Raw genomic sequence first — 24873 nt, forward strand, 5'->3', positions numbered from 1 at the left:
TCGTGCGGAGAGACGAGGCGGCACCGGGGCGGGTTGCAAAGAGATGGCAAAGTCGCCGGAGCCGGGCCGACCGCGGCCCCGGGCCGCCGACGGGCGCCTGGTCCGGGCGGTGGACGTCACCCACCGGCTCCGGCCGGACGCTCCGGTGGACAGACACCGTCCGCTCCTCGCGGCAGGCAACTGTCCGCTCCTCGCGGCAGGCAACCGTCCGCTCCTCGACGGCGGGGGCCGGGCAGGCATCATCGTGTCCTCGACGCCGAGGGGCCGGGGACACCGTCCGTCCTCGACGCCGAGAGCCGGGCGGGCACCATCGTGTCCTCGACGCCCGGGGCCGCTGCGGCGCACGATGGCGTTCCGACGTGCAGAACCTCGGAAGGGATGGCCCGTTGACCTCCTCCCCCGTCTCCCCCACCGTCCCCCGCACCGCCGACGTCGTGATCATCGGCGGTGGCGTGATGGGCACCGCCATCGCCTTCCACCTGGCCGAGGCCGGAGTGCGGAACATCGTCGTCGTGGAGCGCGGCGAGCTGGGCCGGGGGAGCTCCGGCAAACCGATCGGCGGCGTACGGGCCCACTTCTCCGACCCGCTCAACATCGAACTGGGCAGCCGGAGCCTGCGCGCCTTCCGGGACTTCCCCGAGCGCCCCGGCGCCGACATCCGGCTCGACACCGTCGGCTACCTCTTCCTGCTCGCCACCGACCGGCAGGCCGCGGACTTCGAGGACGGCGTCCGGCTGCAGAACTCCCTCGGCGTCCCCAGCCGCATGATCACCCCCGGGGAGGCCCGCCGCCTGTGCCCCTACGTCAGCACCGACGGACTGGTCGCCGCCGCCCACTCGCCCGCCGACGGGCACGCCCGGCCCGCACTCGTCGTCCAGGGCTACGCGCGGGCGGCGGCCCGGGCCGGGACCGTCCTCGCCACCCACACCACCGTCACCGGATTCGACACCGCCGGCGACCGGATCACGGCCGTCCGCACCGACCGCGGACGCATCGACTGCGCCACCGTCGTCTGCGCCGCCGGCGCCTGGTCGGCCCGCATCGGCGACCTGGCCGGCGTCCCCCTCCCCGTGCGGCCCGTGCGCCGCCAACTGGCCTTCACCACGCCCCTCGCACCACCCGCCCCGCGCATCCCCTTCACCATCGACTTCTCCTCCTCGGCCTACTTCCACAACAGCGACGACGGCCTGCTGTTCGGCCTCGCCGACCCCGCCCAGCCCGACGGCTTCGACACCACCTGGACCCCCGAGTGGCTGGAACTGTTCCGCGACGTCGTACGCCACCGCGCCCCCGCCCTCGCCGGCATGGCCACGGCGGGCGGCTGGGCCGGGCTCTACGAGGTCACCCCCGACCACAACGCGCTCATCGGCCGCTCCACCGAGGTCGTCAACTTCCTCTACGCCACCGGCTTCTCGGGTCACGGCTTCCTCCAGGCCCCGGCGGTCGGCGAGATCGTCCGCGACCTCTGCCTGGATCGCACGCCCCGCGTCGACGTCGGCCCGCTCGCCGCCGACCGCTTCCGCACCGGCGCCGGGACCCGGCCCGAGTCGCACATCGTGTGAGGCGCGAAATATTCGGCTGCGCACGGGAGTCGGCGCCGTTAGCATCCGACGCGATGACGACTCACTCCCTGAACAGATTGGGGGACCCGTCCGCGCAAGGTGAGTGCTGATGCCCACCGACCTCGCGAACGGGGAATCCCCGCTTTCCTTCTGGCCGCGCGTGCGCGAGTTCGCCGTGCCGCCCTCCATGATCGAGACCGCGACCGCGCGCCGCCGTGCCGGTGACTGGGCCGGTGCCTGCGCCGCCGCGAACATCGACGTCGACCTCCAACCCCGCCTGGTGGCACGGCGATACGGCCGGGACTTCGCCGCCCGGCTGCGGTCCGACCTCCGCCACCTCGCCCCCGACCTGCTGCGCTGGCACATGCCGAGGATCGCCCCCGACGGGCTGCTGCGGCCGGGCCTGACCATCGCCCTCGCCCGGTACGGCACCCCGGGCACCGGAGCGACCCACCTCGTGGTGCGGACGCCGCCGGCCTGGGCGGACGCCGGGCAGCGGATCAGCCTCGCCCTGCGGGACGCGTCCCGCACGCGGGAGACCGGCCGGGGCCATCCGCACCCCCGCCCCAGCCGGCGCTTCCGGTTCGACCTGCACCCCCACCTGTGGGACGCGCGCCGGGCCGGTGAGCTGCGGGCGCGCTCCGGTGACGGCGGCCCGGACCCGGATCACGGCGGGCTGCTGCCGCCCGGGCACCGGTGTGCCGTGGACCGGTGGGCGGCCGAGGCGGAGCTCCTGCTGCGGGCCGAGGGGCGGCCGAGCGGCCGGGTCTGCGTACGGCTCGGAGCCCGGCACCGGATGGTCCTGGACGTGCCCGGCGACGGCCGGGGCGCCGCCCTGTCCTACGCGCCCTCCCGCGGCCCCTCCCTCCCCGTGCTGCCCGACGCGGCGACCTGGGTGCTGCCCGACCTGGAACTGCTCCGGGCCGGGGCGATCGACGCCGGACGCCTGCATCCGCTGGTCGCCTCGGCGTTGGGGGCCGAGCGGCCCGGGACCGCCGGGACGCCGGAACGGGCGGACGACCCACGGGTGGTGGAGTGCCGGGGCGCCCGGCACCGGATCGGCCTGGTCGACGGCGTCCTGGCCGCCCTCGACCACGATCCGGCCGAGGTCCGCCGGGAGGAACTGCTCGCCGCCTTCGGCGGTCCGCCGCTGCCCTGCCTGCGGGCCGTCGACGAGGCACACCGCCGGCCCGACTGCCTCCCCGGCGTCCGCGAACGCCTCCAGCACGGCGACGTCACCGGTGCGCTCGCCGCCGTGGAGACGTTGCTGGGGCCCGAGGCGGTGCTGCGTGACGGCCCGCTGCGGGACGCGCTGGAGACGGCGGCGCGGCGCCGCATCGCCCACGGGCTGTACCGGGCGGGCCTGGAAGGCCCCGCTCCCGGCAGCCTGCGCCCCTGGGACCGCCGCCGCTCCCGCGGCGACGGCCCGCACCCACGCCACATGTGACCCGGCCCGGCCCGACCGGGCCGGCTCCCCCCTTCTTCCTTCTTCTCTTCCTTCTTCGTTCCACCGAGACGGCTCACCACCGGCAACAGGTGATCACCCATGCGCACACACATCTCGCCCCTGCCCGACACCGCCACCCAGCTCGACGTGGCCGGCGACCTGCTGGCCCTGCTGCGGGACACCACCACCGAACCGCGCCCCGACATCCAACTGGAGGCCCTCACCCTGGCCGTGGCCGCCGACCTGCCCGTGCTGCTGTGGGGCGAGCCCGGCATCGGCAAGACCGCCGCCCTGACCCAGCTCGCCACCGCCCTGGACCTGCCGCTGACCACGGTGATCGCGAGCGTGCACGAGCCGTCCGACTTCTCCGGGCTGCCCATCGTCGGCGACGACCCCGCCGAGCAGGGCGTGCCGATGGCCCCGCCGGACTGGGCCGTACGCCTGGTGCGGGCCGGGCGGGGACTGCTGTTCCTCGACGAACTGTCCACCGCGCCGCCCGCCGTGCAGGCAGCCCTGCTCCGGCTCGTGCTGGAGCGGCGGATCGGGGCGCTGCGGCTGCCGCCGGGCGTGCGGATCGTGGCCGCCGCCAACCCGCGCTCCTCGGCCGCCGACGGCTGGGAGCTCAGCCCGCCCCTCGCCAACCGGTTCGTCCACCTGCAGTGGACGCACGACACCGACGTCGTCGTGCGCGGCCTCGGCGGGGTCTGGCCCCGGGCGACCCTGCCCCGGCTCGACCCGCGGAAGCTGCCGGAGGCCGTGGACTACGCCCGCCGTGCCGTGTGCGGGCTGCTCGGCGCCCGTCCCGCGCTCGCGCACCGGCTGCCCAGCGGCGAGGTGCGCCGGGGAGGGCCCTGGCCGTCCCCGCGCAGCTGGGAGATGACGCTGCACCTGATCGCCTTCGCGACCGCGGCCGGCTCCTCCCGTGACGTTCTCTCCCTGCTGGTGCGGGGCACGGTCGGGGACGGGCCCGGTCTCGAACTGCTGGCGAGCCTGGACCGGATGGACCTCCCGGACCCCGAGACACTGCTGGCCGACCCGGCCGGTGCGGTGCTGCCCGAGCGGGGGGACCTGCGGCAGGCCACGCTGGACGGGGTCGTGGTCGCGGTCCGCAACCGTCCCGAGCGGGCCCGCTGGGACGCGGCCTGGGCGCTCCTGGTCAACGCCCTGGAGACCGGCCCCCCGGACGTGGTGGTCGTCCCCGCGACCACCCTCGCCGCCCTGCGCCGCGACGACTGGAACGTCCCCGCGTCGATCGAGCGCCTGGCAGGAGTGGTGTCGCTGTCCCGGCGCGCGGACCGGACCACGGCGGCGGTCGCCGCGGCGGCCGCGGCGAAGGCGGGCCGATGACGACGAGAGACAGCGGCGGCCGCGAGTACCGCGAAGGCAGGCCGGCGAAGACGGACATCGCCGGTGGCCATCGGGACGAGGGCAAGCCGGCGAAGACTCGGGCGCCCGAAACCGCGCGCGGAGCGGCGTCCGGAGCGGCGCCCGGCACGGCGTCCGGAGCCGCCCCCGAAACCCCGCCCCGCACCGCCCCCAGACCCCTCGACCGGGACAAGCTGTTCACCGCCCGGCTGCACGCCGCCCGCGTCCGCCCCTACCTCGCGACGGCCCTCTTCGCCCTGCACGTCGTCGAGTCGCGGCGCGTGCCGACGATGGGCGTCGACCGGTACTGGCGCTGCTACGTCTCGCCGGGGTTCGTGGACCGCACGCCCGTCGAGGAACTGGCGGGCGTGTGGGTGCACGAGGTGTCGCACCTGCTGCGCGACCACCACGGACGCAGCGACCGGGTCGCGAAGGAGCGGGGCCTGCACGGCCCGGCGGAGCGCCTGAGGATGAACATCGCCGCCGACTTCGAGATCAACGACGACGTCTACGGCGACGGCCTGGCCCGCCCGGCGGGAGTCGTGGAACCGGGTGATCTCGGCCTGCGCGAGGGCGAGTTGATGGAGGAGTACCTGCGGCAGTTCAGCCTGGGCCCGCGTGCGCAGGACCTGGCCTGGCTGGACTGCGGCAGCGGCGCCGACGGCCTGGACCGGGAGTGGGAACTGGGCCCGGACGGCGCGCACGGCCTCAGCGAGCGGGAGCGGGACGCGGTCCGCTTCCGGGTCGCGCAGGGCATCACGGGCCGCCCCGGGCACGCCCCGCAGGGCTGGCGGCGCTGGGCCGAGGAGGCCTTCCACCCGCCCCAGCCCTGGCGGGAGCTGCTGGGCGCGGCGGTCCGCTCGGCGGCGTCCGGCCCCGGCGCGGGCGAGGACTACACCTACGGCCGGCCGGCCCGGCGCGCCACCGCGCTGCCCGGCACGGTCCTGCCGAGCCTGCGCCGCCGCCCGCCCCGCGTGTCCGTCGTCATCGACACCTCCGGATCGGTCAGCGACGCCGAACTGGGCAGCGCGCTCCTGGAGGTCGCCGCGATCGCCCGGGCCGTGGGCGGCCGCCGCGACCTGGTCACCGTCGTCCCCTGCGACGCCTCGGCCGGGGTCGCCCGCCGCCTGTGCCGCGCCGAGGGCATCCCGCTCACGGGCGGCGGCGGCACGGACCTGCGCGCCGGCTTCACCCGAGCCCTGCGCACCCGCCCGGCCCCCGACGTCATCGTCGCCCTCACCGACGGCCAGACCCCCTGGCCGGGCACGAGGCCCCCCTGCCGCACGGTGGTGGGCCTGTTCCCCCGCCGCTACGAGAACCACGCCTTCGACGAGTCCGAGCCGGAGTACGTCCCGGACTCACCCCCGGAGTGGGCGAGGGTGGTGGACATCGGCTGAACGGGCCGTCAGCTCGGCCTCAGCACGACCGCCTGGCCGCCCGCCGGGGCCATCTCCACGTCGAGGATGTCGTCGCGGGTGACGGTCCGGGTGCCGACCACGACCGGGGTCTGGTACGGGTTCGCGCCCGGGGTGCCGTCGGCGTAGACGGTCGCCGTGTACGAGCCGCCGCCGAGGAAGGACAGCGGCAGCGACAGGGTCCTGGACGACTCGTTCGTCATCGCGCCCAGGTACCAGATGGCGCCGTCCCGCCGGGCGACCGCGACGTACTCGCCGATCGGAGGCCTGCCTGCGGTGGCTCGCCGCGACCTCCACGCCGGCTGAGTAGCTCAGCTCGCGCGCCCCCGTTCAGGCCCCGCGCCTCGCCTCACCCCGGCTCGCCGAGCGCAACCGGCCTCTACACCCCTTCGCCCCTCACACCCCCCGGAACCCGTCCGTAGCCGCTACCACCGCCCCCGTCGTGGAGACCCCCGACAACCCGTGCCCCTCGTCGCCGATCAGCACGAGCTCCGCGTCCGGCCACGCCTGGGCCAGCCGCCACGCGATGTCCACGGGCCCGCTGATGTCCATCCGGCCGTGGATCATCACGCCCGGGATGCCGGCCAGCCTCCCGGCGTCGCGCAGCAGCACCCCGTCGTCCAGGAAGGCGGCGTGCCGCCAGTAGTGCGTGACGAGGCGGGCGAAGCGCATCCGGAAGAGCGGGTCGTCGTAGCGGGGGTCGGGCCGGTGCCCGGGCTGGGTGGAGACGTGCACGTCCTCCCACCGGCACCACTCCCGCGCGGCCCGTTCCCGTACGGCCGGATCGGGGTCGGCGAGCATCCGGGCGTAGGCGTCCACCAGGCTCCCGTCGCGCTCGGACTCCGGTACGGCGTCCCGGAACCGGGCCCACTCCCCGGGGAAGATCCGCCCCATGTCCCGGGTGACCCACTCCACCTCGCGCCGCGTGGTGTTGGTGACGCTGAACAGGACCAGCTCGGACACGGAACCGGGATGCTGCTCGGCGTAGGCCAGCGCGAGGGTCACGCCCCAGGAGCCGCCGAGGACCAGCCACTCCTCGATGCCGAGGTGCCGCCGCAACCGCTCGGCGTCGGCGATGAGATGGTGCGTGGTGTTGGCGGCGAGCGAGGTCCGCGGATCGGCGGCGTCGGGCGTACTCCGCCCGCACCCGCGCTGGTCGAGGAGCACGATGCGGTACGCCGCCGGGTCGAACAGCCGGCGCCAGAACGGCCCCGCCCCCGACCCGGGACCTCCGTGCAGCACGAGGGCGGGCTTGCCCGCGGGATTGCCACAGGTCTCCCAGTACACGCGGTTTCCGTCGCCGACGTCGAGCATGCCGTGCGCGTACGGCTCGATACCGGCGGGATAGAGCCCGGCCATGCGAGAGGTCCTCTCCGAAGCGGTGACGGGGGCGGGTGCGCGCCTACTTGATCGCGGTCCAGCCCGTCGGGGTCACCTTGTAGTGGTCCCCGTCGTCGGCGTCCATCCGCGAACTCGCGTGCACATGCACGTAGCCCCGCTCCAGGTGGTACCGGAACCCGCCCATCATGCCGACCACCGTGAAGACGATTTTCACGGCGGGGCCCTCGGTGAGGGGCGCGAGCGGTGGCAGCAGGTGTTCGATCTCCTCGAAGCACCGGCCGGTCGACTCCCGCATCAGGGTGTGGACATGGTGCTCCAGGGCGTCCGGCGGGGAGGGCAGGGGCCGTACCGTGACCGGTTCGAGGAGGTCCAGCAGGTGGGTGTGCCCCTGCTCCCTCGCGATGTCGACGGGGCGGCGGCCGTCCCGGGTGCGCTGGGTGCGCCAGGCGCCGTGTGCGATCAGCCGGGACACCACGGCGAAGTCCGCGCCGTGCCAGGCCGCCTGGTGCAGCGGGGAGAAGCCGCTGCGGTTGCCGGGCCGGGGCAGGTTGACCCACTCCGGCCGTTCTCCCAGCACCTCGAAGAGACGGCTCCAGGCGGCGTCCCGGGCCAGGTCCGAGAACTCGTCCCGCTGGTCCAGGTACCACTGGTTGAAGCGATCGCGGTCGGTGAGGCCGTCCCACGGCAGCAGCATGATCACCCGGTCACGCTAAACGACTCCGGCAGAGGCCCGTCGGGCTGCCCCAGGCTCACGGCTTGGCGCTCTCTGCAGGCCGAACGCCTCTTCGCAGCGCGCCAGAAGCTCCCGCACCGCAGGACTCGGGCCGCCCCTCCAGACCAGCGCGAGCAGCGCCGGTGTGGCGAGGTCGTCGATGGTGCGGACGACGAGCCGGTCCCGGTGCGCCGCGGCCATCGACTCGCTGAGGACGGCGACGCCCAGCCCCCGGGCCGCGAGGTCCGCGATGGCGTCCGCGGCGCTGGCCTGCAGCGTGATCCCGGGCCGGAGGTCCTGCGCGGCGCAGGCCCCGTCGAAGACGGTCCGCAGACCGGTGCCCGGGGGCATGCACACGATCGGATGGGCGGCGACGTCCCGCAGCGCGATCCGCCGCCGCGCCGCCAGCGGGTGCCCCTCGGGAACCACTACGACGAGCGGCTCGCTGATGATGGTCAGCGCCTCCAGCCCCTCGGGGGCGGCGGCCGTGCCGACCAGGGCCACATCGACGGTGCCCAGGCGCACCGCCTCCACGAGCCGGTCGGAGTTGTCCTCCAGCAGGGAGACCTCCACCCCCGGATGGGCCCGGTGGAACGCGGAGAGGGCGTCGAACAGGGGCGTGACGGTGCAGCCGATGACCATCCCGACCACGAGCGTGCCCCGGATCAGCCCGGTCACCTCACCCACCGCCTGTCCGACCGCCCCGGCCGCGGCGAGCGTCGCCCGGGCGTGGTCGAGCGCCGCCCTGCCCGCCGCGGTGAGGGTCGCGGTGCGCGCCGACCGGTCGAAGAGCTCGGCCCCGAGCTCCCGCTCCAACTGGCGGATCTGGGCGCTGACTCCGGACTGGCTGATGTGCACCCGCTCGGCGGCCCGCGTGAAGTTCCGCTCCTCGGCGACCGCGACGAAGTACTCCAGCTGCCTCAACTCCATAACTGTCGATTCTAGCTCCGATCTGATCCATCTGTTGGACTTCTGATCACTGCCCGACGAGGCTGGAGGCATCGCACCGAGACATCCCGACGTCAGGAGGACCCCGTGCCGGAGTACGAGAAGGCCATGCGCCCCGAGGACATCACCCGTCTGTTCGTCGAGCGCTCCAACGCCGGTGACGCGGCCGGGGTCGCCGCGCTCTACGAGGAGGACGCGGTCCTGGCCTACCCGCCCGGCCGTCGCACGGTGGGCCGCGAAGCGATCCGCGCCCTCTGGGAGAAGGTCCTGGCCGACCGCCCCCGCTTCGAGCCGGAACACCCTCTGCCGACCCTGGTCCACGGCGACATCGCCCTCACCTCCACCCCGCCGAAGGACGGCACGGGGGCGCGGGCGCAGGTGGTGCGCAGGCAGGCGGACGGGAGCTGGTTGCGGATACTGGATCAGCCGGAGTTCCTGCCGGCCTCCTGACCGGCGTCAGCGGCGGCCCGGAGGCCGGGACACGGTGAACCAGCCCGGCCTCACCTCCGTCAGCAGGTCGGGCAGCAGCCCTCGACCGCCGACCGCAGGGCGTCCGCCGGGGGGACGGCGCACGGCGCGAGCTGCGCCAGCGCCTCGCGCAGGAACCGGTCCTGTGCCGCCAACGGCACTCCCCGGTACCCCGGCGGGCCCTTGGACGCGTCGACCCCGCGCAGGGCCGTGACGTACGCCGCCAGGTCCTCGGCGAGCGGCACGGGTTCCTCGAGCGCGCCGGGGCAGGCTCCGGGCGTACCGGCCCAGGCGCCAGAGGTCGAAGATCTCCGTCCCGTCGGCGATGAAGTCCACGTCGACCTCGACTCCGTCCGGGCTCGTCAGCCGGCATCCCGCGCCGTGGACCGCGTAGGCGTACCCACCCGCCTCGCCCGTGCGGCTGATCTCACCCGACCGAGCCAGTACGAGCAGGTCCGCCGGCCGCTCCACTGACGGCACGGCCCGCCTGAGCGTCGTTGCGCCCCCGGCGCCTGGCCCCGCCCTCTGCCGCGTCCGCCTCGTCGCGTGCCGTGAAGGCCCGGGTGAGCGTGTCGCTCGCCCGCCGCACGGCCTCCGGGCTGCCCTGCGACGTCGGCGGCACCGAGCGCGCGGACGAAACCGAGCACGGTCTCCCGTGCGGATGTGCCCGGGTCGTCACGATCGTCTCCCCGCCCCGCCGAGGCCTTCACCCCGCCCTCCGGGCCGTACTCGCCCGCCGCACCAACCGCGTGGGCACCAGCGTCGTCCCGTGCTCCGCCCCGTCCTGGCGCATCTTGCTGAGCACTCCCTCCACGCACAGCCGCCCCACCTCGGCGAAGTCCTGGTGGATCGTGGTGAGGGGCGGGAGGAAGGACGCGGACTCGGGGATGTCGTCGAAGCCGATGACGCTGACGTCGTCGGGGACGCGGCGGCCGCGTTCGTGGAGGGCGCGGAGCAGGCCGAGGGCCATCTGGTCGTTGGCCGTGAACACCGCCGTGCAGTCCGGCTCGTCGGCGAGGAGGAGGCCCGCCCGGTAGCCGGATTCGGCCGACCAGTCGCCGCGGACCAGGGGCGGCGTCACCCGGCCCGCGGCTCTCAGGGTGTCGCGCCAGGCGTTGGCGCGGCGCTGGGCGGCGAAGGAGCCCTCCGGTCCGGCCAGGTGCCACACCGTGTCGTGGCCGAGGTCCAGCAGGTGCCGTACGGCGTCACGGGCGCCGCCCGCCTGGTCGGTGTCCACGACGGTGTAGCGGTCGCCGGCGTCGGAATCGGCCACCACGACCTGCACGCCGGGCGGCAGGGAGACCGTCGCCGCGTCGAGCAGGTGGATCTCCATGATGACGATGACGGCGTCCACGGCGAGCTCGCCCAGCCGGGAGAAGGCGCCGTTCACCTCGTCCTGGGTGGGGACGGCCACGGGCAGCAGGGTGACGGCGTACCCGTGCTCGGCGGCGGAGGTGGCGATGGCCTCCAGGGTGCGGATGTTGCCCATGGTGGACAGGGAGAAGGTGATCACGCCGAGGGTGCGGAACTCGCCCCGGCGCAGCGCCCGGGCCGCGCTGTTGGGGCGGTAGCCCAGCTCCCGCATGGCGGCCAGGACCTGCGCGCGGGTGTCCTCGGTGACGCCCGGGAAGCCGTTCGAGACGCGGGAGACGGTCTGGGACGAGACCCCGGCGAGCTGCGCGACGTCCGCCATGGACGCGCCCTGACGGGGCCGGGCCGCACGCCGTCTCGTGCCGCTCGCGCCCCCCGGCTGGCTCTCGCCGTCCACGGTGCCCACCTGCCCCTCGTTCCCCTCGCCGCGCACCCGGCGCAATTTTCGGTCCGGAACGAGTCCTTGACCCCTGAGATTCGGACAGTGTAGACATCCCGCCAGTGGATGTTTACGTAAACATTGCCTAGCTGAAATCGTACGAGAAGGCGTCAAATCCGCACCAGCGCACCACGTAGGCCCCGATCTCCGCGTCCGCCGGGAGCCCCCGTCACCGCGCGGCACGCAGAAGAGCTGGAGTACTCGAGATGGCACACCGCACCCGCAAGAGAAGGCTCCTCGGGGCCATCGGCGTCACCGCCGTGGCGACCGGAACCCTCCTGGCCACGACGACCCTGCCCGCCGCGCACGCCGAGCCGGCCCAGGCCGCGGCCGCCGGCGTCACCGTCCGGCCCGACCCGTCCTACTCGGGCGACACGTTCGAGGGCTGGGGTACGAGCCTGGTCTGGTTCGCCAACGCCACCGGCGACTACCCGCCCGCGGTCCGCGAGAAGCTCTACAAGCTCCTCTTCGGCGACGACGGTCTCAACCTGAACATCGCCCGCTACAACATCGGTGGCGGCAACGCCCCCGACGTCAAGGACTACCTGCGGGCCGGCGGCGCGGTCGAGGGCTGGTGGAAGGCCCCGGCGGGCACCACCCGCGAGGACGTCGACTGGTGGGACGCGGACGACCCGGCCGACTGGAACAAGAACGCGGACAACACGCAGCGCTGGTGGGTCGACCGCATCAAGAAGGACATCACCCACTGGGAGACCTTCAGCAACTCCCCGCCCTGGTTCATGACCGAGAGCGGCTACGTCTCCGGCAACTTCGACGCCGGCAAGGACCAGCTCAAGACCGACTCCGTCGACGACTTCGCCAAGTACCTGGTCGGCGCGACCGAACGCCTGGAGAAGGCGCACGGCATCAAGGTCGACACCCTGGACCCGTTCAACGAGCCGAACACCGACTACTGGGGCACCAAGCTCGGCCCCGACGGCGAGCCGACCGGCGGACGCCAGGAGGGCGCCCACATCGGCCCCGAGCTCCAGCAGAAGGTGATCCGCGCACTGGCTCCCGTCCTGAAGAAGTCCCGGTCGGACGCGGAGATATCCGCGATGGACGAGACCAACCCCGGCACGTTCGCCACGAACTGGAACTCCTACCCGCAGGAGGTGCGCGACCTCGTCGGCCAGATGAACGTCCACACCTACGGCACCGGCCAGCGCACCACCGTCCGCGACCTGGCCAAGGCCGCCGACAAGCCGCTGTGGATGAGCGAGGTCGAGGGCGACTGGGGCGACGGTCAGAGCTTCACGGACATGCGGCCCGGCCTGGGCCTCGCCCAGCGCATGGTCGACGACCTGCGCGAACTCGAGCCCAAGGCCTGGGTGTTCTGGCAGCCCGTCGAGGACTACGACAACATGAAGCCGGGCGGCGAGTCCGCCAAGGGCGGCAACTGGGGCGAGATCCAGCTCCCGTTCAGCTGCACCTCGAAGGACACCCTGAAGTCCTGCCCGATCTACACCAACACGAAGTTCGACACGGCCCGCAACTTCACGCACTACATCAAGCCCGGCGACCGGCTGATCAAGACGGACGACACGTCCAGCACCGCGGCGGTCTCCCGCAAGGGCGACACGGCGACCGTCGTCCACGTCAACAGCACGACCGAGGCGCGTGACGTCACCCTCGACCTCTCCAAGTTCGGCCGGGTCTCCTCCCGCGCCACGGTCACCCCGGTGGTGACCAGCGCCGACGGCAAGCTGGAGAAGCAGAAGCCCGTCCGCGTCACCGGCAAGCAGGCCACGCTCGCCGTGCCCGCGCAGTCGGTGACGTCCTTCCTGGTCAAGGGCGTCTCGGGGGTCGCGAAGGACGCGGCCGAGCTGCGCAAGGGCCACACCTACCGCCTGACCGGCGTCCAGAGCGGCAAGGACCTCACCATCGCCGGCAACGGCACGGGCCTGGTCATCAAGACCCCGAACACGACCGACCCCAGCGGGCAGCAGTGGCGGGTGGAGCAGATCCGCGGCGAGGACAACCGCAAGCGCTACGTCCTCACCGAGACCGGCGCGGACAAGCGCCTGGCCATTCGTGACGGCGCCCTGGTCGCCGAACCCGACGAGGGCCGCCGCGACGACGCCGCGCAGTGGATCGCGTCCTCGACCGGCGACGGTTCATGGACGCTCGTGAACGCGGCGACCGGCCAACTCCCGGACGTCGGAGGCCAGTCCACGAACGACGGCGCCTCCGTGGGCGTCTGGCAGCCGAACTCCGGATCCAACCAGCGGTGGAAGGTCACGGAGGTGGCGGGCGACTGACCTTCGTTCAGCGCCCCGCCCTCGACGCCCCCGGCGCCGCGGCCTCCCATCGGTCGCGGCGCCGGGGGCGTCGTGCGTCACGCATCGTGCGTCATCCGGCTTCCGCGTGGCCTGTGGGGGGGGGGAGTGCCCCACGGTGGGATCACCCCGAGGCGTTCCCCGAGCCCCCGATCATCCGCAACGCCCGCGTCACCGTCTCCGCGAACGACGGCCCCGTCGCACGGTCGGAGCGCAGGGCCCAGTCCTCCACGCCGATGCGCAACGCCGTGTTCAGGACGCCCGCCTCGACCCGGACGGCGAGGTCGCCGGCGGGGCGGCCCGTGCGGGTGGCGATCATCGCGGCGAACCTCGCCTCCGCGTCGGAGTGCGCTTCCAGCCACACCGCCCGCAGTCCCGGCTCGTCCCGGCACAACCGCAGCAGGTCGCCCAGGGCCCGCAGGCGCGGGGTGGCGTCGTCGTCCTGCTGGAGGCTCAGGATCGCCTCGGCGAGGGAGTGGTGGTCGCCGGAGGAGTCCCGCAGCCGGTCCGTCAGCAGATCGAGACCCGTCGTGAGCAGGGGGCGTACGCACTCCTCCTTGGAGCGGAAGTAGCGCCACAGCGTGCGCGTCGACACCCCGGACGCGGACGCGATGTCCTCCGCGGTGACCGCCGCCACGCCCTTCGCGGCGAAGAGCCGGACCGCCTCCTCGGCGATCTCCATCCGCGTCTCGGCGCGCCGCCGCTCCGTCAGCGGTGGCCGCCCCGTGGCAGCACCTGCTCGTCCGGCCATGCGCCCTCCTCGACTCGCCGTGCTCACTCTATTTTATGTCCTGCCCTGTCTTGGTGGCGCTGAGTGACCTCATGGCGCGCCGCGTCTTTATGTCGCACTGAGACAAAAAGCAGTACTGTGCCTGACGCCACGCCAGTGCGACGAGCGGAGGAGCGCCATGGGCGCCACGGGTCTGTCAGGCAAGAGCGTCATCGTCACGGGAGCCGCCTCCGGCATCGGCCGCGCGGCAGCGCTGCGGTTCGCCGGGGAGGGGGCGAGGGTCGTGGTCGCCGACCTGAACGCGGAGGGGGCCAAGAGCGTGGTGCGGGACGTCGAGTCCGCCGGGGGAACGGCCCTCGCCGTCACCGGGGATCTGAGCGAGACCGCCGTGGTCGACGCGGTCGTGGCCGCCGCCGTCGGCACCTTCGGCGGCATCGACGTCCTGGTCAACAACGCGGGCGTCATGGACACCATGTCCGCAGCGGCGGATGTCACCGACGCCGAGTGGGAGCGGGTGCTGCGGATCAACCTCACCGCGCCGTTCCTGCTGACCCGGGCCGTCCTGCCGCACATGATCGCGGCGGGCGGCGGCGCCATCGTCACCACCGCGTCCGAGGCGTCGCTGCGCGGCAGCGCGGCGGGCACCGCGTACACGGCCTCCAAGCACGGCGTCCTCGGCCTGACCCGCTCCCTCGCGGTGATGTACCGCGACCAGGGAATCCGCGCCAACGCCATAGCCCCGGGCGGCACCGCCACCGGCATCACCGCCGATGTCCGCATCGACCCCGGGGCCCACGGACCGGCCGTCATCGGCCGGCACTTCGTCAACATGGGCCGCATCTGCGAGCCGGAGGAGCAGGCCGCCGCCATCGTCTACCTGGCGTCCGACGCGGCGAGCGGGATCAACGGCGCAGTCCTGCCGGTGGACAACGCCTGGGCGGCCGTCTGACCGGCCGCCTCCCCACCCACCCGCGGCACGAGAGGAAGAGGACCCGCATGTCCACCCCCCACACTCCCTTGTCCCCCGACCTGGACTTCGACCCGGACGCCCTGCGCGAGCGCTACCGGGCCGAGCGCGACCGGCGCATCCGCCCCGACGGCAACCGCCAGTACCGCCGCACCACCGGCGAGTTCGGCCACTTCGACGACGACCCGCACGCCGGACCCGGCGTCACCCGCGAGCCCCTGACCGACCACGTCGACGTCCTGGTCGTCGGCGGCGGGTTCGGCGGCCTGCTCGCCGCCGCCCGGCTGCGAGAGGCCGGCCTGCGCGACATCCGGGTCGTCGAGAAGGGCGCCGACTTCGGCGGCACCTGGTACTGGAACCGCTACCCGGGCATCCACTGCGACATCGAGTCCTACGTCTATCTGCCCCTGCTCGAAGAGCTCGGCTACGTCCCGAAGTGGAAGTACGCGCCGGGCGAGGAGATCAGGGAGCACGCCCGGGCGATCGCCCGGCACTTCGGCCTCTACCGCGACGCCTGTTTCCGCACCCAGGTGACCGAACTGCGCTGGGACGAGGGCGAGTCCGCCTGGACCGTCACGACCGACCGCGGCGACCGGATGACCGCGACTCAGGTCGTCGTGGCGACCGGGTTGCTCAGCCAGCCCAAACTCCCCGGCATCGAGGGCATCGAGACCTTCAAGGGCCGCATGTTCCACACCAGCCGCTGGGACTACGACTACACCGGCGGCGACGCGAGCGGCGGCCTGACGAAGCTCACCGGCCGGCGCGTGGCCCTCATCGGCACCGGCGCCACCGCCATCCAGGTCGTCCCCCATCTCGGCCGGGACGCGCAGCACCTGTACGTCTTCCAGCGCACTCCCTCCTCCGTGGACGTGCGCGGCCAGCAGCCCACGGACCCCGAGTGGGCCGGCTCGCTCACCTCCGGCTGGGCGCGGCGCCGCAGGGACAACTTCCTCGCGGTCGTCACCGGTGCCGGGAGCGACGAGGACCTGGTGGCCGACGGCTGGACCAGCAGCGCCCGCCTCCAGCAGAAGCTCATCCCGACCCACCACTTCTCCGGCCTCACCCCCGAGGAGCGCGAACGCCTGGAGGAGATCGCCGACTTCCAGAAGATGAACGAGCTGCGTGCCCGGGTCGACGCGGTCGTCGAGGACCCGGAGACGGCGGAGAAGCTCAAGCCCTGGTACCGCTACATGTGCAAGCGGCCCACCTTCAGCGACCAGTACCTCCAGACCTTCAACCGGCCGAACGTCACCCTCGTGGACACGGCCGACCACGGGGGAGTGGAGCGCATCACCGAACACGCCGTCGTGGTGGGCGGGGTGGAGTACGAGGTCGACTGCGTCGTCTTCGGCACCGGTTTCGAGGTCGGCGTCTCCGGGCTGCTGTCGGGGCGGCTCCCCGCGTACGGCAGGGACGGCGTCGCCCTGCTCGACGCCTGGCGGGCGACCGGCCCGAGAACCCTGCACGGCTTCTACAGCCGTGGCTTCCCCAACCTGTTCATGCTGGGCTCGGTGCAGAGCGCCGCCTCCGTGAACTACGTGCACGTGCTGGACGAGCAAGCCGGCCATGTCGCCGAGGTGATCGCGGAGGCGCACCGGCGCGGGACCCGGATCGTGGAACCGTCGGCCGCGGCCGAGGCCGCCTGGGTGGCCACGATCCGCGAGAAGTCGGCCGACCTGTACGCCTTCCAGTCCGAGTGCACCCCCGGCTACTACAACGCCGAGGGCATGCCGAGGCCCCGCAGCGAGTCCTACGGCGACGGCCCCATCGCCTTCCACCAGCTGATCCGGCGCTGGCGTGCCCGGGGCGGCATGGACGAGGTGCTGGGATCGTGACGGAGCGTGCGAGCGGCTACGGCGTGCCCCGCACCCGCCGGGAGGCCCGCCGTCTCAACCCGCCCCCTCCGCTGTGGGGTTCCAACGGCGTGGCGTTCGGCCCCGACGGGCGGTTGTACGTCGCCCAGTTCCTCGCCGGGCGGATCAGCGCCGTCGACCCGGCCACCGGGGACGTCGAGACCGTCGTACCGATGGACGGCCCGGTCCAGTCGCCGGACGACCTGGCCTTCGGCGCGGACGGCTCGATGTACATCGCCGACCTGGTCCCCGGCCGGGTGTGGCGCCGCAGCCCCGAGGGCGCGTACACGCTGGTCTCCGACGAGGTGAAGGTGCCCAACGGCATCACCTGTGTCGGGGACCGGCTGTTCGTCAACGAGATGAAGACGAACGGCCGTCTGCTGGAGCTCTTCCCGGAGGGCGGCGACCCGGTCGTCCTCACCGACGGGCTGGCCTTCGGCAACGCGATGCAACGGGGCCCGGACGGCTGCCTCTACTACCCGCACATGATCAGCGGGCAGGTCTGGCGCATCCCGCCCGACGGCGGGGTGCCGGAGAGGGTCGCCGAGGACGTGCACGATCCCGTAGCGGTCCGCTTCGACCGGGGCGGCGTCCTGCACGTCCTCTCCCGCGGCCCCGAGGGCATCGTCACCCGCGTCGACCTGCACGGCGACGGCACCCGCTCGCTCGTCACCAGCGGCGTCACGGGCCTGGACAACGCCGCGTTCGACGCGGAGAACCGCATGTTCGTCTCCAGCTTCGCCAGCGGCGGCATCACCGAACTGCACCCCGACGGCCGCACCCGCCCCGTCGTCCCACGCGGCCTGGACGGCCCCTACGGCGTGACGATCGACCTGGGCGGCACGGTCTACGCGGCCGACCACTACCGCGTGGCCCGCCCCGAACACCCCGCCGACGACGGCGGTTCGGGCGACGTGGCCACCGAGATCCTCCAGCCGTTCTTCCACGGCATCACCGCCGACGGCGGCCTCCTGCACACCACGTCCCAGTACGGCGGCGTCCAGACCTACGACCCCGCCACCCGGGCCACCCGGGTCAGGGCGAGCGGCCTGAACCAGCCGCTGGGCCTCGCGGTCCGGTCCGACGGCCTGCTCGTGGTCGCGGAGACGGGAGCGGGCCGCGTCATCGGCCTCGACGCGGACGACACGGTCACCGTCCTCTCCGAGGGCCTGGACCACCCCGTGGACGTGGCCTTCGACACCGGCGGGCGCTGCTACGTCAGCGACGACCGGCTCGGCGCGGTGCTCCGCGTCGACGACGAGGGGCCGGTGGTCCTGGCGGACGGTCTCGGCGCCCCGCAGGGCCTCGCCGTCCACGGCGACGTGCTGTTCACCGTGGACGTCGAGCACCGCAGACTGTGGTCGGTGTCCCTGACCACGGGCGAGCGACGCGTCGAGGCCGAGGACCTGGCCGTCGGCCTGCCCCCGGGCGTCGAACGCCGGCCCGACCCGGCCCTCTTCGCCCACGGCGTCCCCGGCCTGGCCCTTCGCTTCGCCGGCCTCGCCGCGGCCCCGGACGGCTCCCTGCTCCTGTCGTCGAACGGGGAGGGCACGGTGCTGCGGCTGGCCCCGAACTAGGGCCCGGGGGCCGGTTCAGCGGCGGCGGCCCCGGGACGGCCTGCTCCGCCGTCCGTTGGAGCTTGAACCCGTGCGCGCCGGAGGCTTCTCGGCGGGCGCCGGGGTGAGGACGACGGGCACGCCCGACGGCTCCTGCGCCCCGGTGATGCGGCTCAGTTCGTCCTCGTCCGAGCGGACCCGGGTGACCTGCGGGGTGATCCCGGCGTCGGACATCAGCCGGGTCATCTCACGCCGCTGGTGCGGCAGGACCAGCGTGACGACGGTGCCGGACTCGCCGGCCCGGGCCGTACGGCCGCCGCGGTGCAGGTAGTCCTTGTGGTCGCCGGGCGGGTCCACGTTGACGACCAGGTCGAGGTTGTCGACGTGGATGCCGCGGGCGGCGACGTTGGTGGCCACCAGGACCGTGACCTGACCGTCCTTGAAACGGGCCAGGGTCTTGGTCCGCTGCGACTGGGACTTGCCGCCGTGCAGGGCCATGGCGCGCACACCGACGGCGAGCAGCTTCTTGGCCAGCCGGTCGGCGGCGTGCTTGGTGTCCAGGAACATGATCACGCGTCCGTCGCGGGCGGCGATCCGGGTCGTGGTGGCGTGCTTGTCGTCGTCCTCCACGTGCAGCAGGTGGTGCTCCATCGTGGTGACCGCGCCCGCGGACGGGTCGACGGAGTGGACGACCGGGTCGTGCAGGTAGGTGCGGACCAGCCGGTCGACGTTGCGGTCGAGGGTGGCGGAGAACAGCATCCGCTGGCCGCCGGGGCGCACCTGGTCGAGCAGGGCGGTGACCTGCGGCATGAAGCCCATGTCGGTCATCTGGTCGGCCTCGTCGAGGACGGTGATGTCGACGTGGTCCAGGCGGCAGTCGCCTCGGTCTATGAGGTCCTTGAGGCGGCCGGGCGTGGCGACGACGACCTCGGCGCCCGTGCGCAGCGCGTTCGCCTGCCGGCCGATCGGCATGCCGCCGACGACGGTGGTGAGCCGCAGCCGCAGCGCGCGGGCGAACGGGGTGAGGGCGTCGGTGACCTGCTGGGCCAGCTCGCGGGTGGGCACCAGGACGAGGGCCAGGGGCTGTCGGGCCTCGGCCCGCCGTCCGTCGACGCGGGCCAGCAGCGCGAGCCCGAAGGCGAGCGTCTTGCCGGAGCCGGTGCGCCCGCGGCCGAGCACGTCCCGGCCGGCCAGGGAGTTCGGCAGGGTCGCCGCCTGGATCGGGAACGGCGCGGTCAGGCCCTCGGCGCGCAGCGCGGCCAGCAGCCGCTCGGGCAGGTCGAGCTCGTCGAACGCCTCGACGGCCGGCAGCGCCGGGGTGACGGTGGCCGGCGGTGCGAATTCCTGGCTGGGGGCGGGGCGGCGCCCGCCGCGGCCGCCGCCCGCCGGACGGGAGGCGCTGCCTGCGCCGCCCGACTTACGGGAGCGGAACCCGTTGCCGCGGGAGTGGGGGGAGCCGTTGCTCCTACGAGCCGTGCGGTCCATGAGGGAACCTTCCTCGAAGCGGCACGCGTCGAGGAATGCGCGACGGCAGGGGAGAGCCGCGGGATTCGCAAGAGTTGAGCCGGATGGGAACAAAACGAGCCGAGGCCCGCACCGCGAGGGTGCGGGCCCCGGTCAGGGCATACGCGTACGCGTCAGGCGGGAACGATGTTCTCGGCCTGCGGGCCCTTCTGGCCCTGCGTGACGTCGAAGGTGACCTTCTGGCCTTCCTGGAGCTCACGGAAGCCAGAGGTGGCGATGTTCGAGTAGTGGGCGAAGACGTCCGGGCCGCCACCCTCCTGCTCGATGAAGCCGAAGCCCTTTTCCGAGTTGAACCACTTCACGGTACCGGTAGCCATATGAATCTCCCTTGAGGGCAGTACTCAGGGCCCGCACCTTGCGGACCCGTAGTCGCCGAAATGATCACCCTAAGGAGATCCGAGAATCCTCGGAAACAAAAAAGAGTGCTCGTCGACAAAAGGTCGAAAGAGCACTCGAAGTCTCTGGGAACCAAAACTGCAACGCCAGCCAAGGTAGCACAGGCCGCGTCGGAAGGCTCGGGAATCTCGTACCCGAGGTGGAGCCGTCCCTCCGTACGTACTGCGTTCTCAGTACCGGAGAGTGTCGGCAGGCGCACGACGACGGGACAAGCCGCTCACGGACAGGCTGGGGCAGACGTTCGACACCAGATGTGGAGACCTCCTGCCGTGGCTGATTTCCTGTATCGAGTGGGCCGTCTGGCCTTCCGGCGGCGCTGGTACGTCGCCCTGGTCTGGGCGGCCGTCCTGGCCGCCGTGGGGCTGGGCTCCCTCAAGGCGCCGGGGGCCGTCGACGAGGAGTTCTCGATGCCCGGCATCGAGTCCCAGAAGGCGTTCGACCTGATGGAGCAGCGCTTCCCCGGGGCCACGGCCGACAGCGCGACGGCCAGGATCGTCTTCATCGCGCCGGGCGGCGAGAAGGTCACCGCCGCCGGGAACAGGAAGTCCATCGAGAAGGCCGTGGCCGGACTCGGCGACGGCACGCAGGTCGCGAGCGCCGTCGACCCGTTCCGGGCGAAGACGGTCAGCCAGGACGGCACGACGGCCTTCGCGACCGTCACGTACAAGGTCGGCGCCAACGACCTCACCGACGCCGGCCGCGGCCACCTGGAGCGGACCATCGAGCGGGCCCGGGACTCCGGGCTGACCGTCGAGGCGGGCGGTACCGCGCTGGCCGCCGAGGGCGGGCCGGGCGGCGCGGCCGAGGTGATCGGCGTCGCGATCGCCGCGGTCGTCCTCCTGATCACCTTCGGTTCGCTTGCCGCCGCCGGGCTGCCCCTGCTGACGGCCGTGATCGGGGTCGGCGTGAGCATGGCCACGATCCTCGCCCTGTCCAGCGCCCTCGGCCTGTCCACGACCACCGGCACCCTAGCGATGATGCTGGGCCTGGCCGTCGGCATCGACTACGCCCTGTTCGTCGTCTCCCGCTACCGGGAGGAGCGCGCCAAGGGCCGTACGCCGCAGGAGGCGACCGGGATGGCCGTCGGTACGGCCGGCTCCGCGGTCGTGTTCGCCGGGCTCACCGTCGTGATCGCGCTGGCCGGGCTCGCCGTGGTCGGCATCCCGATGCTCACCAAGATGGGGCTGGCCGCGGCGGGCGCGGTCGTCGTCGCCGTACTGATCGCCCTCACCCTCGTCCCGGCGCTCCTCGGCTTCTGGCCGAACGCCGTGCTCAGCCGGCGGGCCCGCAGGAGCGGCCGGATCGAGGAGAGCGCCGGGGCCAACGCCGGCACCCGCTGGGCGCGGTTCGTGCTGCGCCGCCCCATACCGGTGCTGCTCCTCGGCGTCGTCGGCCTCGGCGCCCTCGCCCTGCCCGCCGCCGACCTCCAGCTGGGCATGCCGGGGGACGAGGCCAAGCCGGTCTCCACGACCGAGCGGCGGGCCTACGACGCGCTCGCCGAGGGCTTCGGGCCGGGCTTCAACGGGCCGCTGACCATCGTCGTGGACGCCAAGGGCGCCGCCGACCCGAAGGCCGCCGCCGACAGGGTCGCGAAGGAGATCGGCGGCACCGAGGGGGTCGTGTCCGTCTCCCCGGCCCGCTTCAACGGTGCCGGCGACACCGCGGTCTTCTCGGCCGTGCCCTCCACCGCGCCGACCGACGAGAAGACCAAGGATTTGGTGACCACCATCCGCGACGAGCGTCCCGGCATCGAGTCCGGCACCGGCGCGAGCTACGAGGTCACGGGCACCACCGCGATGAACATCGACATCGCCGAGAAGGTCCAGGCCGCGCTGGTCCCCTACCTGGTCGTCGTGGTGGGCCTGGCGATCGTGCTGCTGCTGGTGGTCTTCCGGTCCCTGCTCGTCCCGCTCAAGGCGGCCCTCGGCTTCCTGCTGTCGGTACTGGCCTCCCTCGGCGCGGTCGTCGTGGTCTTCCAGCAGGGCCACGGCGCGGAACTCCTCGGCGTGGAGCAGACCGGCCCGATCATGAGCCTGATGCCGATCTTCCTGGTGGGCATCGTCTTCGGCCTGGCGATGGACTACGAGGTGTTCCTGGTCTCCCGGATGCGGGAGGCGTACGTCCACGGCGAGCCGGCCGCCGATGCGGTCACGTCCGGCTTCCGGCACAGCGCCCGGGTGGTGGTGGCCGCCGCCCTGATCATGATCGCGGTGTTCGCCGGGTTCATCGGCGAGAGCGACTCCATGATCAAGATGATCGGCTTCGGGCTGGCCTCCGCCGTCCTGTTCGACGCGTTCGTCGTCCGGATGGCGATCGTGCCGGCCGTCCTCGCCCTGCTCGGCGACAAGGCCTGGTGGCTGCCGAAGTGGCTGGACCGGGCGCTGCCCCGCGTCGACGTGGAGGGCGAGGCCCTCACCCGGCCGGAGCGCGAACAGGCCCCGGACACGGCCCCGGACCTGGAGCCGGCGCGCACCTGAGGAAGCCGCACCCAGGGCCGCCCGTGGCGAAGGACACGGGCGGCCCCTCGGGCGTTCCCGCCCGGAGTCGACCACGATGGTCCCAGCCTCACCGACCGGAGAGCCTCATGAGCATCCCCCTGGAGCGGCGCTACGCGGATCGCCTGGAGGGATTCGCCGAGCAGCACCCCTTCCTCGTCGACCTGGCGACGGCCATGGCGCTGATGGCCTGCGCGACCTTCGGCACCTCCCTCGCCCTGCCCGGCGCCGACCCGCCGGACCAGGACCGGACCGGCGTGATCCTCATGGGCGTGGCGTGCCTCGCCCTGCTCAAGCACCGCGCCTTCCCGCGCACCGTGGTCACGATCACCATGGGCTGCACCGTGACAGCGGTCTCGATGGGCTATCTGCTCACGCCCCTGCTGCTGGCACCGATCATGGCGGCGCTGTACTGGCTCGCCACCCTCACCGACCGCAGGACCACCCGCGCCTACGGCATCGGCACCACGCTGGCGGTGATCGTCGCGGCCGTGTTCACCGACTCCATGGACCACCTCTCGCTGCTGCTGAGGACGATCGGCCCGTTCTTCTGGCTGATGCTGCCCCTGGCCGCCGGGAACATGACGCGGCTGCGGCGCGCCTACCTCCAGGCCGTGCAGGCCCGGGCCGAGCACGCCGAGCGCACCCGGGAGGAGGAGGCCCGGCTGCGCGTCACCGAGGAGCGGATGCGCATCGCCCGGGAGCTGCACGACGTCGTCGCCCACCACATGGCCCTGGCCAACGCCCAGGCCGGCACCGCCGCGCACCTCGCCCTCACCCGCCCCGAGGAGTCCCGGAGGATCCTCGACGACCTGACCGGCACCACCTCCTCCGCGCTGCGGGAGCTGAAGGCCGCGCTCGGCCTGCTCCGCCAGGACGGCGAGACCCCCGGCTCCGTGTCGCTGGAACCCTCCCCGGGCCTGTCCCGCCTGCCCGAGCTGGTCTCGGCGTGCGAGTCGGGGGGCCTGGAGGTCACCGTCACCACGGAGGGGCAGCCGCAGCCGCTGTCGCCGGGCGTCGACCTGACGGCGTACCGGATCGTGCAGGAGGCCCTCACCAACGTCACCAAGCACGCCACGGCCGAGGCCGCCCACGTGCTCCTCGCCTACACCGGATCCCGGCTGCTGATCACGGTCACCAACGACGGCCCCAGCAAGCCGGAGGCCGCCCGGGGGCGCGGTTTCGGCGTCATGGGCATGCGCGAACGCGCCCTGTCCATCGGCGGCGAACTGTGCGCGGGCCCCCGCCCCCAGGGCGGTTTCGAGGTCACCACCGCGCTGCCGCTGCAACCCGCCGTCCACCTCGCGGAAGGAACCACCGCATGACCATCAGGGTGCTGCTCGCCGACGACCAGGCCCTGCTGCGGGCCACCTTCCGCATCCTCATCGACTCCTGCGCGGACCTGGAGGTGGTCGCCGAGGCCTCCGACGGCGCCGAAGCGGTCGCCCTGACCCGCCGGTTCCACCCCGACATCGTCCTCATGGACATCCGCATGCCCGGCACCGACGGTCTGACCGCCACCTCCGAGCTGTGCGCCGACCCGGAGCTGTCCGCGACCCGCGTCCTGATCCTGACCACGTTCGAGACGGAGGACTACGTGGCCCAGGCCCTGCGGGCCGGTGCCAGCGGCTTCCTCGGCAAGGACGTCACCGCGGACACCCTCCTGTCCGGGCTGCGCACGGTGGCCTCCGGCGAGGCCCTCCTCTCGCCCGTCGCCACCCGCTCCCTCATCACCCGCTTCCTGATGGCACCCGCCTCCGGCGCCGGCCTCGCGCCACCGGAGCGCCTCGCCGACCTGACGGTCCGGGAACGCGAGGTGATGGCGCTGGCCGCGGAGGGCAGGTCCAACACGGAGATCGCCGAGGACCTCACGCTGAGCCCGCTGACCGTCCGTACGCACATCCACCGGGCCATGACCAAGCTGCACGCCCGGGACCGCGCCCAGCTGGTCGTCATCGCCTACCAGACGGGGCTGGTACGGGCCACGCCGCCGGTGACGTGA

The 24873-nt window shown here is 73.4% G+C and carries 21 protein-coding genes and 1 pseudogene; 12 read left to right on the forward strand and 10 right to left on the reverse strand.

Annotated features, from left to right (window positions below; all coding sequences use genetic code 11):
• Window positions 1–386: 386 nt before the first annotated feature.
• The 4 genes from IE153_RS27115 to IE153_RS27130 all read left to right on the forward strand — a co-directional run bounded on the left by IE153_RS27115 (window position 387) and on the right by IE153_RS27130 (window position 5771).
• On the forward strand, window positions 387–1562 hold the full coding sequence (locus IE153_RS27115; RefSeq protein WP_189592423.1) for an NAD(P)/FAD-dependent oxidoreductase: 1176 nt from the start codon (window positions 387–389) through the stop codon (window positions 1560–1562).
• Between the two features lie 109 nt (window positions 1563–1671).
• A complete protein-coding gene (locus IE153_RS27120; RefSeq protein ID WP_189592424.1) occupies window positions 1672–3009 on the forward strand; it encodes a hypothetical protein in 1338 nt (445 codons plus the stop codon).
• Between the two features lie 99 nt (window positions 3010–3108).
• The gene (locus IE153_RS27125) at window positions 3109–4356 is read left to right on the forward strand and encodes an AAA family ATPase (RefSeq protein ID WP_189592425.1); all 1248 of its coding nucleotides are present in this window, start codon (window positions 3109–3111) and stop codon (window positions 4354–4356) included.
• Window positions 4353–5771 (forward strand): vWA domain-containing protein, encoded by a 1419-nt coding sequence (locus IE153_RS27130; RefSeq protein WP_229829191.1) that lies wholly within the window; start codon window positions 4353–4355, stop codon window positions 5769–5771. Before IE153_RS27125 ends, IE153_RS27130 begins: the two co-directional genes overlap by 4 nt.
• An 8-nt stretch (window positions 5772–5779) precedes the next feature.
• Here IE153_RS27130 and IE153_RS27135 read toward each other — a convergent pair whose 3' ends face one another.
• The 4 genes from IE153_RS27135 to IE153_RS27150 form a co-directional block, all read right to left on the reverse strand.
• Entirely contained in the window at window positions 5780–6049 is a 270-nt protein-coding gene (locus IE153_RS27135; RefSeq protein ID WP_268251850.1) for a glycoside hydrolase family 97 C-terminal domain-containing protein, read from the reverse strand.
• Window positions 6050–6185: 136 nt separating this feature from the next.
• Window positions 6186–7148, reverse strand: coding sequence for a prolyl aminopeptidase (gene pip, locus IE153_RS27140; protein WP_189592426.1), 963 nt, complete (start codon window positions 7146–7148; stop codon window positions 6186–6188).
• Between the two features lie 43 nt (window positions 7149–7191).
• A complete protein-coding gene (locus IE153_RS27145) occupies window positions 7192–7824 on the reverse strand; it encodes an ankyrin repeat domain-containing protein (RefSeq protein WP_229829204.1) in 633 nt (210 codons plus the stop codon).
• Between the two features lie 15 nt (window positions 7825–7839).
• Window positions 7840–8772 (reverse strand): LysR family transcriptional regulator, encoded by a 933-nt coding sequence (locus IE153_RS27150; RefSeq protein ID WP_189592427.1) that lies wholly within the window; start codon window positions 8770–8772, stop codon window positions 7840–7842.
• Between the two features lie 105 nt (window positions 8773–8877).
• Here IE153_RS27150 and IE153_RS27155 point away from each other — a divergent pair, with 105 nt between their 5' ends.
• On the forward strand, window positions 8878–9240 hold the full coding sequence (locus tag IE153_RS27155) for a YybH family protein (protein ID WP_189592428.1): 363 nt from the start codon (window positions 8878–8880) through the stop codon (window positions 9238–9240).
• A gap of 59 nt (window positions 9241–9299) precedes the next feature.
• Here IE153_RS27155 and IE153_RS27160 read toward each other — a convergent pair whose 3' ends face one another.
• From IE153_RS27160 to IE153_RS27165, 3 genes and pseudogenes are all read right to left on the reverse strand, one after another.
• Complete coding sequence (locus tag IE153_RS27160; protein WP_189592429.1) at window positions 9300–9503, reverse strand: protein kinase family protein; 204 nt, start codon at window positions 9501–9503, stop codon at window positions 9300–9302.
• Window positions 9504–9579: 76 nt separating this feature from the next.
• A pseudogene (locus IE153_RS42905) lies at window positions 9580–9738 on the reverse strand (DUF6896 domain-containing protein); the annotation flags it as partial.
• Between the two features lie 226 nt (window positions 9739–9964).
• Window positions 9965–10951: a LacI family DNA-binding transcriptional regulator gene (locus IE153_RS27165; RefSeq protein WP_189592569.1), complete on the reverse strand. Its 987-nt coding sequence runs from the start codon at window positions 10949–10951 to the stop codon at window positions 9965–9967.
• Window positions 10952–11274: 323 nt separating this feature from the next.
• On the opposite strand from IE153_RS27165, the gene IE153_RS27170 reads away from it, so the two are divergent.
• Window positions 11275–13329, forward strand: coding sequence for a glycoside hydrolase (locus tag IE153_RS27170; RefSeq protein ID WP_189592430.1), 2055 nt, complete (start codon window positions 11275–11277; stop codon window positions 13327–13329).
• A gap of 142 nt (window positions 13330–13471) precedes the next feature.
• Here IE153_RS27170 and IE153_RS27175 read toward each other — a convergent pair whose 3' ends face one another.
• The gene (locus tag IE153_RS27175) at window positions 13472–14098 is read right to left on the reverse strand and encodes a TetR/AcrR family transcriptional regulator (RefSeq protein ID WP_189592431.1); all 627 of its coding nucleotides are present in this window, start codon (window positions 14096–14098) and stop codon (window positions 13472–13474) included.
• A gap of 157 nt (window positions 14099–14255) precedes the next feature.
• Here IE153_RS27175 and IE153_RS27180 point away from each other — a divergent pair, with 157 nt between their 5' ends.
• From IE153_RS27180 to IE153_RS27190, 3 genes are read left to right on the forward strand one after another with little or no spacing between them, the layout of a single operon-like run.
• Entirely contained in the window at window positions 14256–15026 is a 771-nt protein-coding gene (locus IE153_RS27180; protein WP_189592432.1) for an SDR family NAD(P)-dependent oxidoreductase, read from the forward strand.
• Between the two features lie 47 nt (window positions 15027–15073).
• The gene (locus tag IE153_RS27185) at window positions 15074–16882 is read left to right on the forward strand and encodes a flavin-containing monooxygenase (RefSeq protein ID WP_189592433.1); all 1809 of its coding nucleotides are present in this window, start codon (window positions 15074–15076) and stop codon (window positions 16880–16882) included.
• Complete coding sequence (locus IE153_RS27190; protein ID WP_229829193.1) at window positions 16879–18477, forward strand: hypothetical protein; 1599 nt, start codon at window positions 16879–16881, stop codon at window positions 18475–18477. Before IE153_RS27185 ends, IE153_RS27190 begins: the two co-directional genes overlap by 4 nt.
• 15 nt (window positions 18478–18492) lie before the next feature.
• On the opposite strand, the gene IE153_RS27195 is transcribed toward IE153_RS27190, so the two are convergent.
• Complete coding sequence (locus tag IE153_RS27195; RefSeq protein ID WP_189592434.1) at window positions 18493–19941, reverse strand: DEAD/DEAH box helicase; 1449 nt, start codon at window positions 19939–19941, stop codon at window positions 18493–18495.
• A 152-nt stretch (window positions 19942–20093) separates the two neighbouring features.
• On the reverse strand, window positions 20094–20297 hold the full coding sequence (locus IE153_RS27200) for a cold-shock protein (RefSeq protein WP_003991681.1): 204 nt from the start codon (window positions 20295–20297) through the stop codon (window positions 20094–20096).
• A 348-nt stretch (window positions 20298–20645) separates the two neighbouring features.
• On the opposite strand from IE153_RS27200, the gene IE153_RS27205 reads away from it, so the two are divergent.
• From IE153_RS27205 to IE153_RS27215, 3 genes are all read left to right on the forward strand, one after another.
• Window positions 20646–22853: an MMPL family transporter gene (locus IE153_RS27205; protein ID WP_189592435.1), complete on the forward strand. Its 2208-nt coding sequence runs from the start codon at window positions 20646–20648 to the stop codon at window positions 22851–22853.
• Between the two features lie 107 nt (window positions 22854–22960).
• Window positions 22961–24196 carry a sensor histidine kinase gene (locus tag IE153_RS27210; protein ID WP_189592436.1) on the forward strand — a complete coding sequence of 412 codons (1236 nt, stop codon included), beginning with the start codon at window positions 22961–22963 and terminating at the stop codon, window positions 24194–24196.
• A complete protein-coding gene (locus IE153_RS27215; RefSeq protein WP_189592437.1) occupies window positions 24193–24873 on the forward strand; it encodes a response regulator transcription factor in 681 nt (226 codons plus the stop codon). Before IE153_RS27210 ends, IE153_RS27215 begins: the two co-directional genes overlap by 4 nt.

Source organism: Streptomyces massasporeus (genome assembly GCF_014648995.1).
In the GTDB taxonomy this organism is placed as follows: Bacteria; Actinomycetota; Actinomycetes; order Streptomycetales; family Streptomycetaceae; genus Streptomyces; species Streptomyces massasporeus.

Excerpts from the sequence above, each read along its gene's own strand:
- IE153_RS27120 (WP_189592424.1), top strand. The coding sequence starts at position 1,672 with ATGCCCACCGACCTCGCGAACGGGGAATCCCCGCTTTCCTTCTGGCCG.
- IE153_RS27125 (WP_189592425.1), top strand. The coding sequence starts at position 3,109 with ATGCGCACACACATCTCGCCCCTGCCCGACACCGCCACCCAGCTCGAC.
- IE153_RS27130 (WP_229829191.1), top strand. The coding sequence starts at position 4,353 with ATGACGACGAGAGACAGCGGCGGCCGCGAGTACCGCGAAGGCAGGCCG.
- pip (WP_189592426.1), bottom strand. The coding sequence starts at position 7,148 with ATGGCCGGGCTCTATCCCGCCGGTATCGAGCCGTACGCGCACGGCATG.
- IE153_RS27145 (WP_229829204.1), bottom strand. The coding sequence starts at position 7,824 with ATGCTGCTGCCGTGGGACGGCCTCACCGACCGCGATCGCTTCAACCAG.
- IE153_RS27150 (WP_189592427.1), bottom strand. The coding sequence starts at position 8,772 with ATGGAGTTGAGGCAGCTGGAGTACTTCGTCGCGGTCGCCGAGGAGCGG.
- IE153_RS27165 (WP_189592569.1), bottom strand. The coding sequence starts at position 10,951 with ATGGCGGACGTCGCGCAGCTCGCCGGGGTCTCGTCCCAGACCGTCTCC.
- IE153_RS27170 (WP_189592430.1), top strand. The coding sequence starts at position 11,275 with ATGGCACACCGCACCCGCAAGAGAAGGCTCCTCGGGGCCATCGGCGTC.
- IE153_RS27175 (WP_189592431.1), bottom strand. The coding sequence starts at position 14,098 with ATGGCCGGACGAGCAGGTGCTGCCACGGGGCGGCCACCGCTGACGGAG.
- IE153_RS27180 (WP_189592432.1), top strand. The coding sequence starts at position 14,256 with ATGGGCGCCACGGGTCTGTCAGGCAAGAGCGTCATCGTCACGGGAGCC.
- IE153_RS27185 (WP_189592433.1), top strand. The coding sequence starts at position 15,074 with ATGTCCACCCCCCACACTCCCTTGTCCCCCGACCTGGACTTCGACCCG.
- IE153_RS27195 (WP_189592434.1), bottom strand. The coding sequence starts at position 19,941 with ATGGACCGCACGGCTCGTAGGAGCAACGGCTCCCCCCACTCCCGCGGC.
- IE153_RS27200 (WP_003991681.1), bottom strand. The coding sequence starts at position 20,297 with ATGGCTACCGGTACCGTGAAGTGGTTCAACTCGGAAAAGGGCTTCGGC.
- IE153_RS27210 (WP_189592436.1), top strand. The coding sequence starts at position 22,961 with ATGAGCATCCCCCTGGAGCGGCGCTACGCGGATCGCCTGGAGGGATTC.
- IE153_RS27215 (WP_189592437.1), top strand. The coding sequence starts at position 24,193 with ATGACCATCAGGGTGCTGCTCGCCGACGACCAGGCCCTGCTGCGGGCC.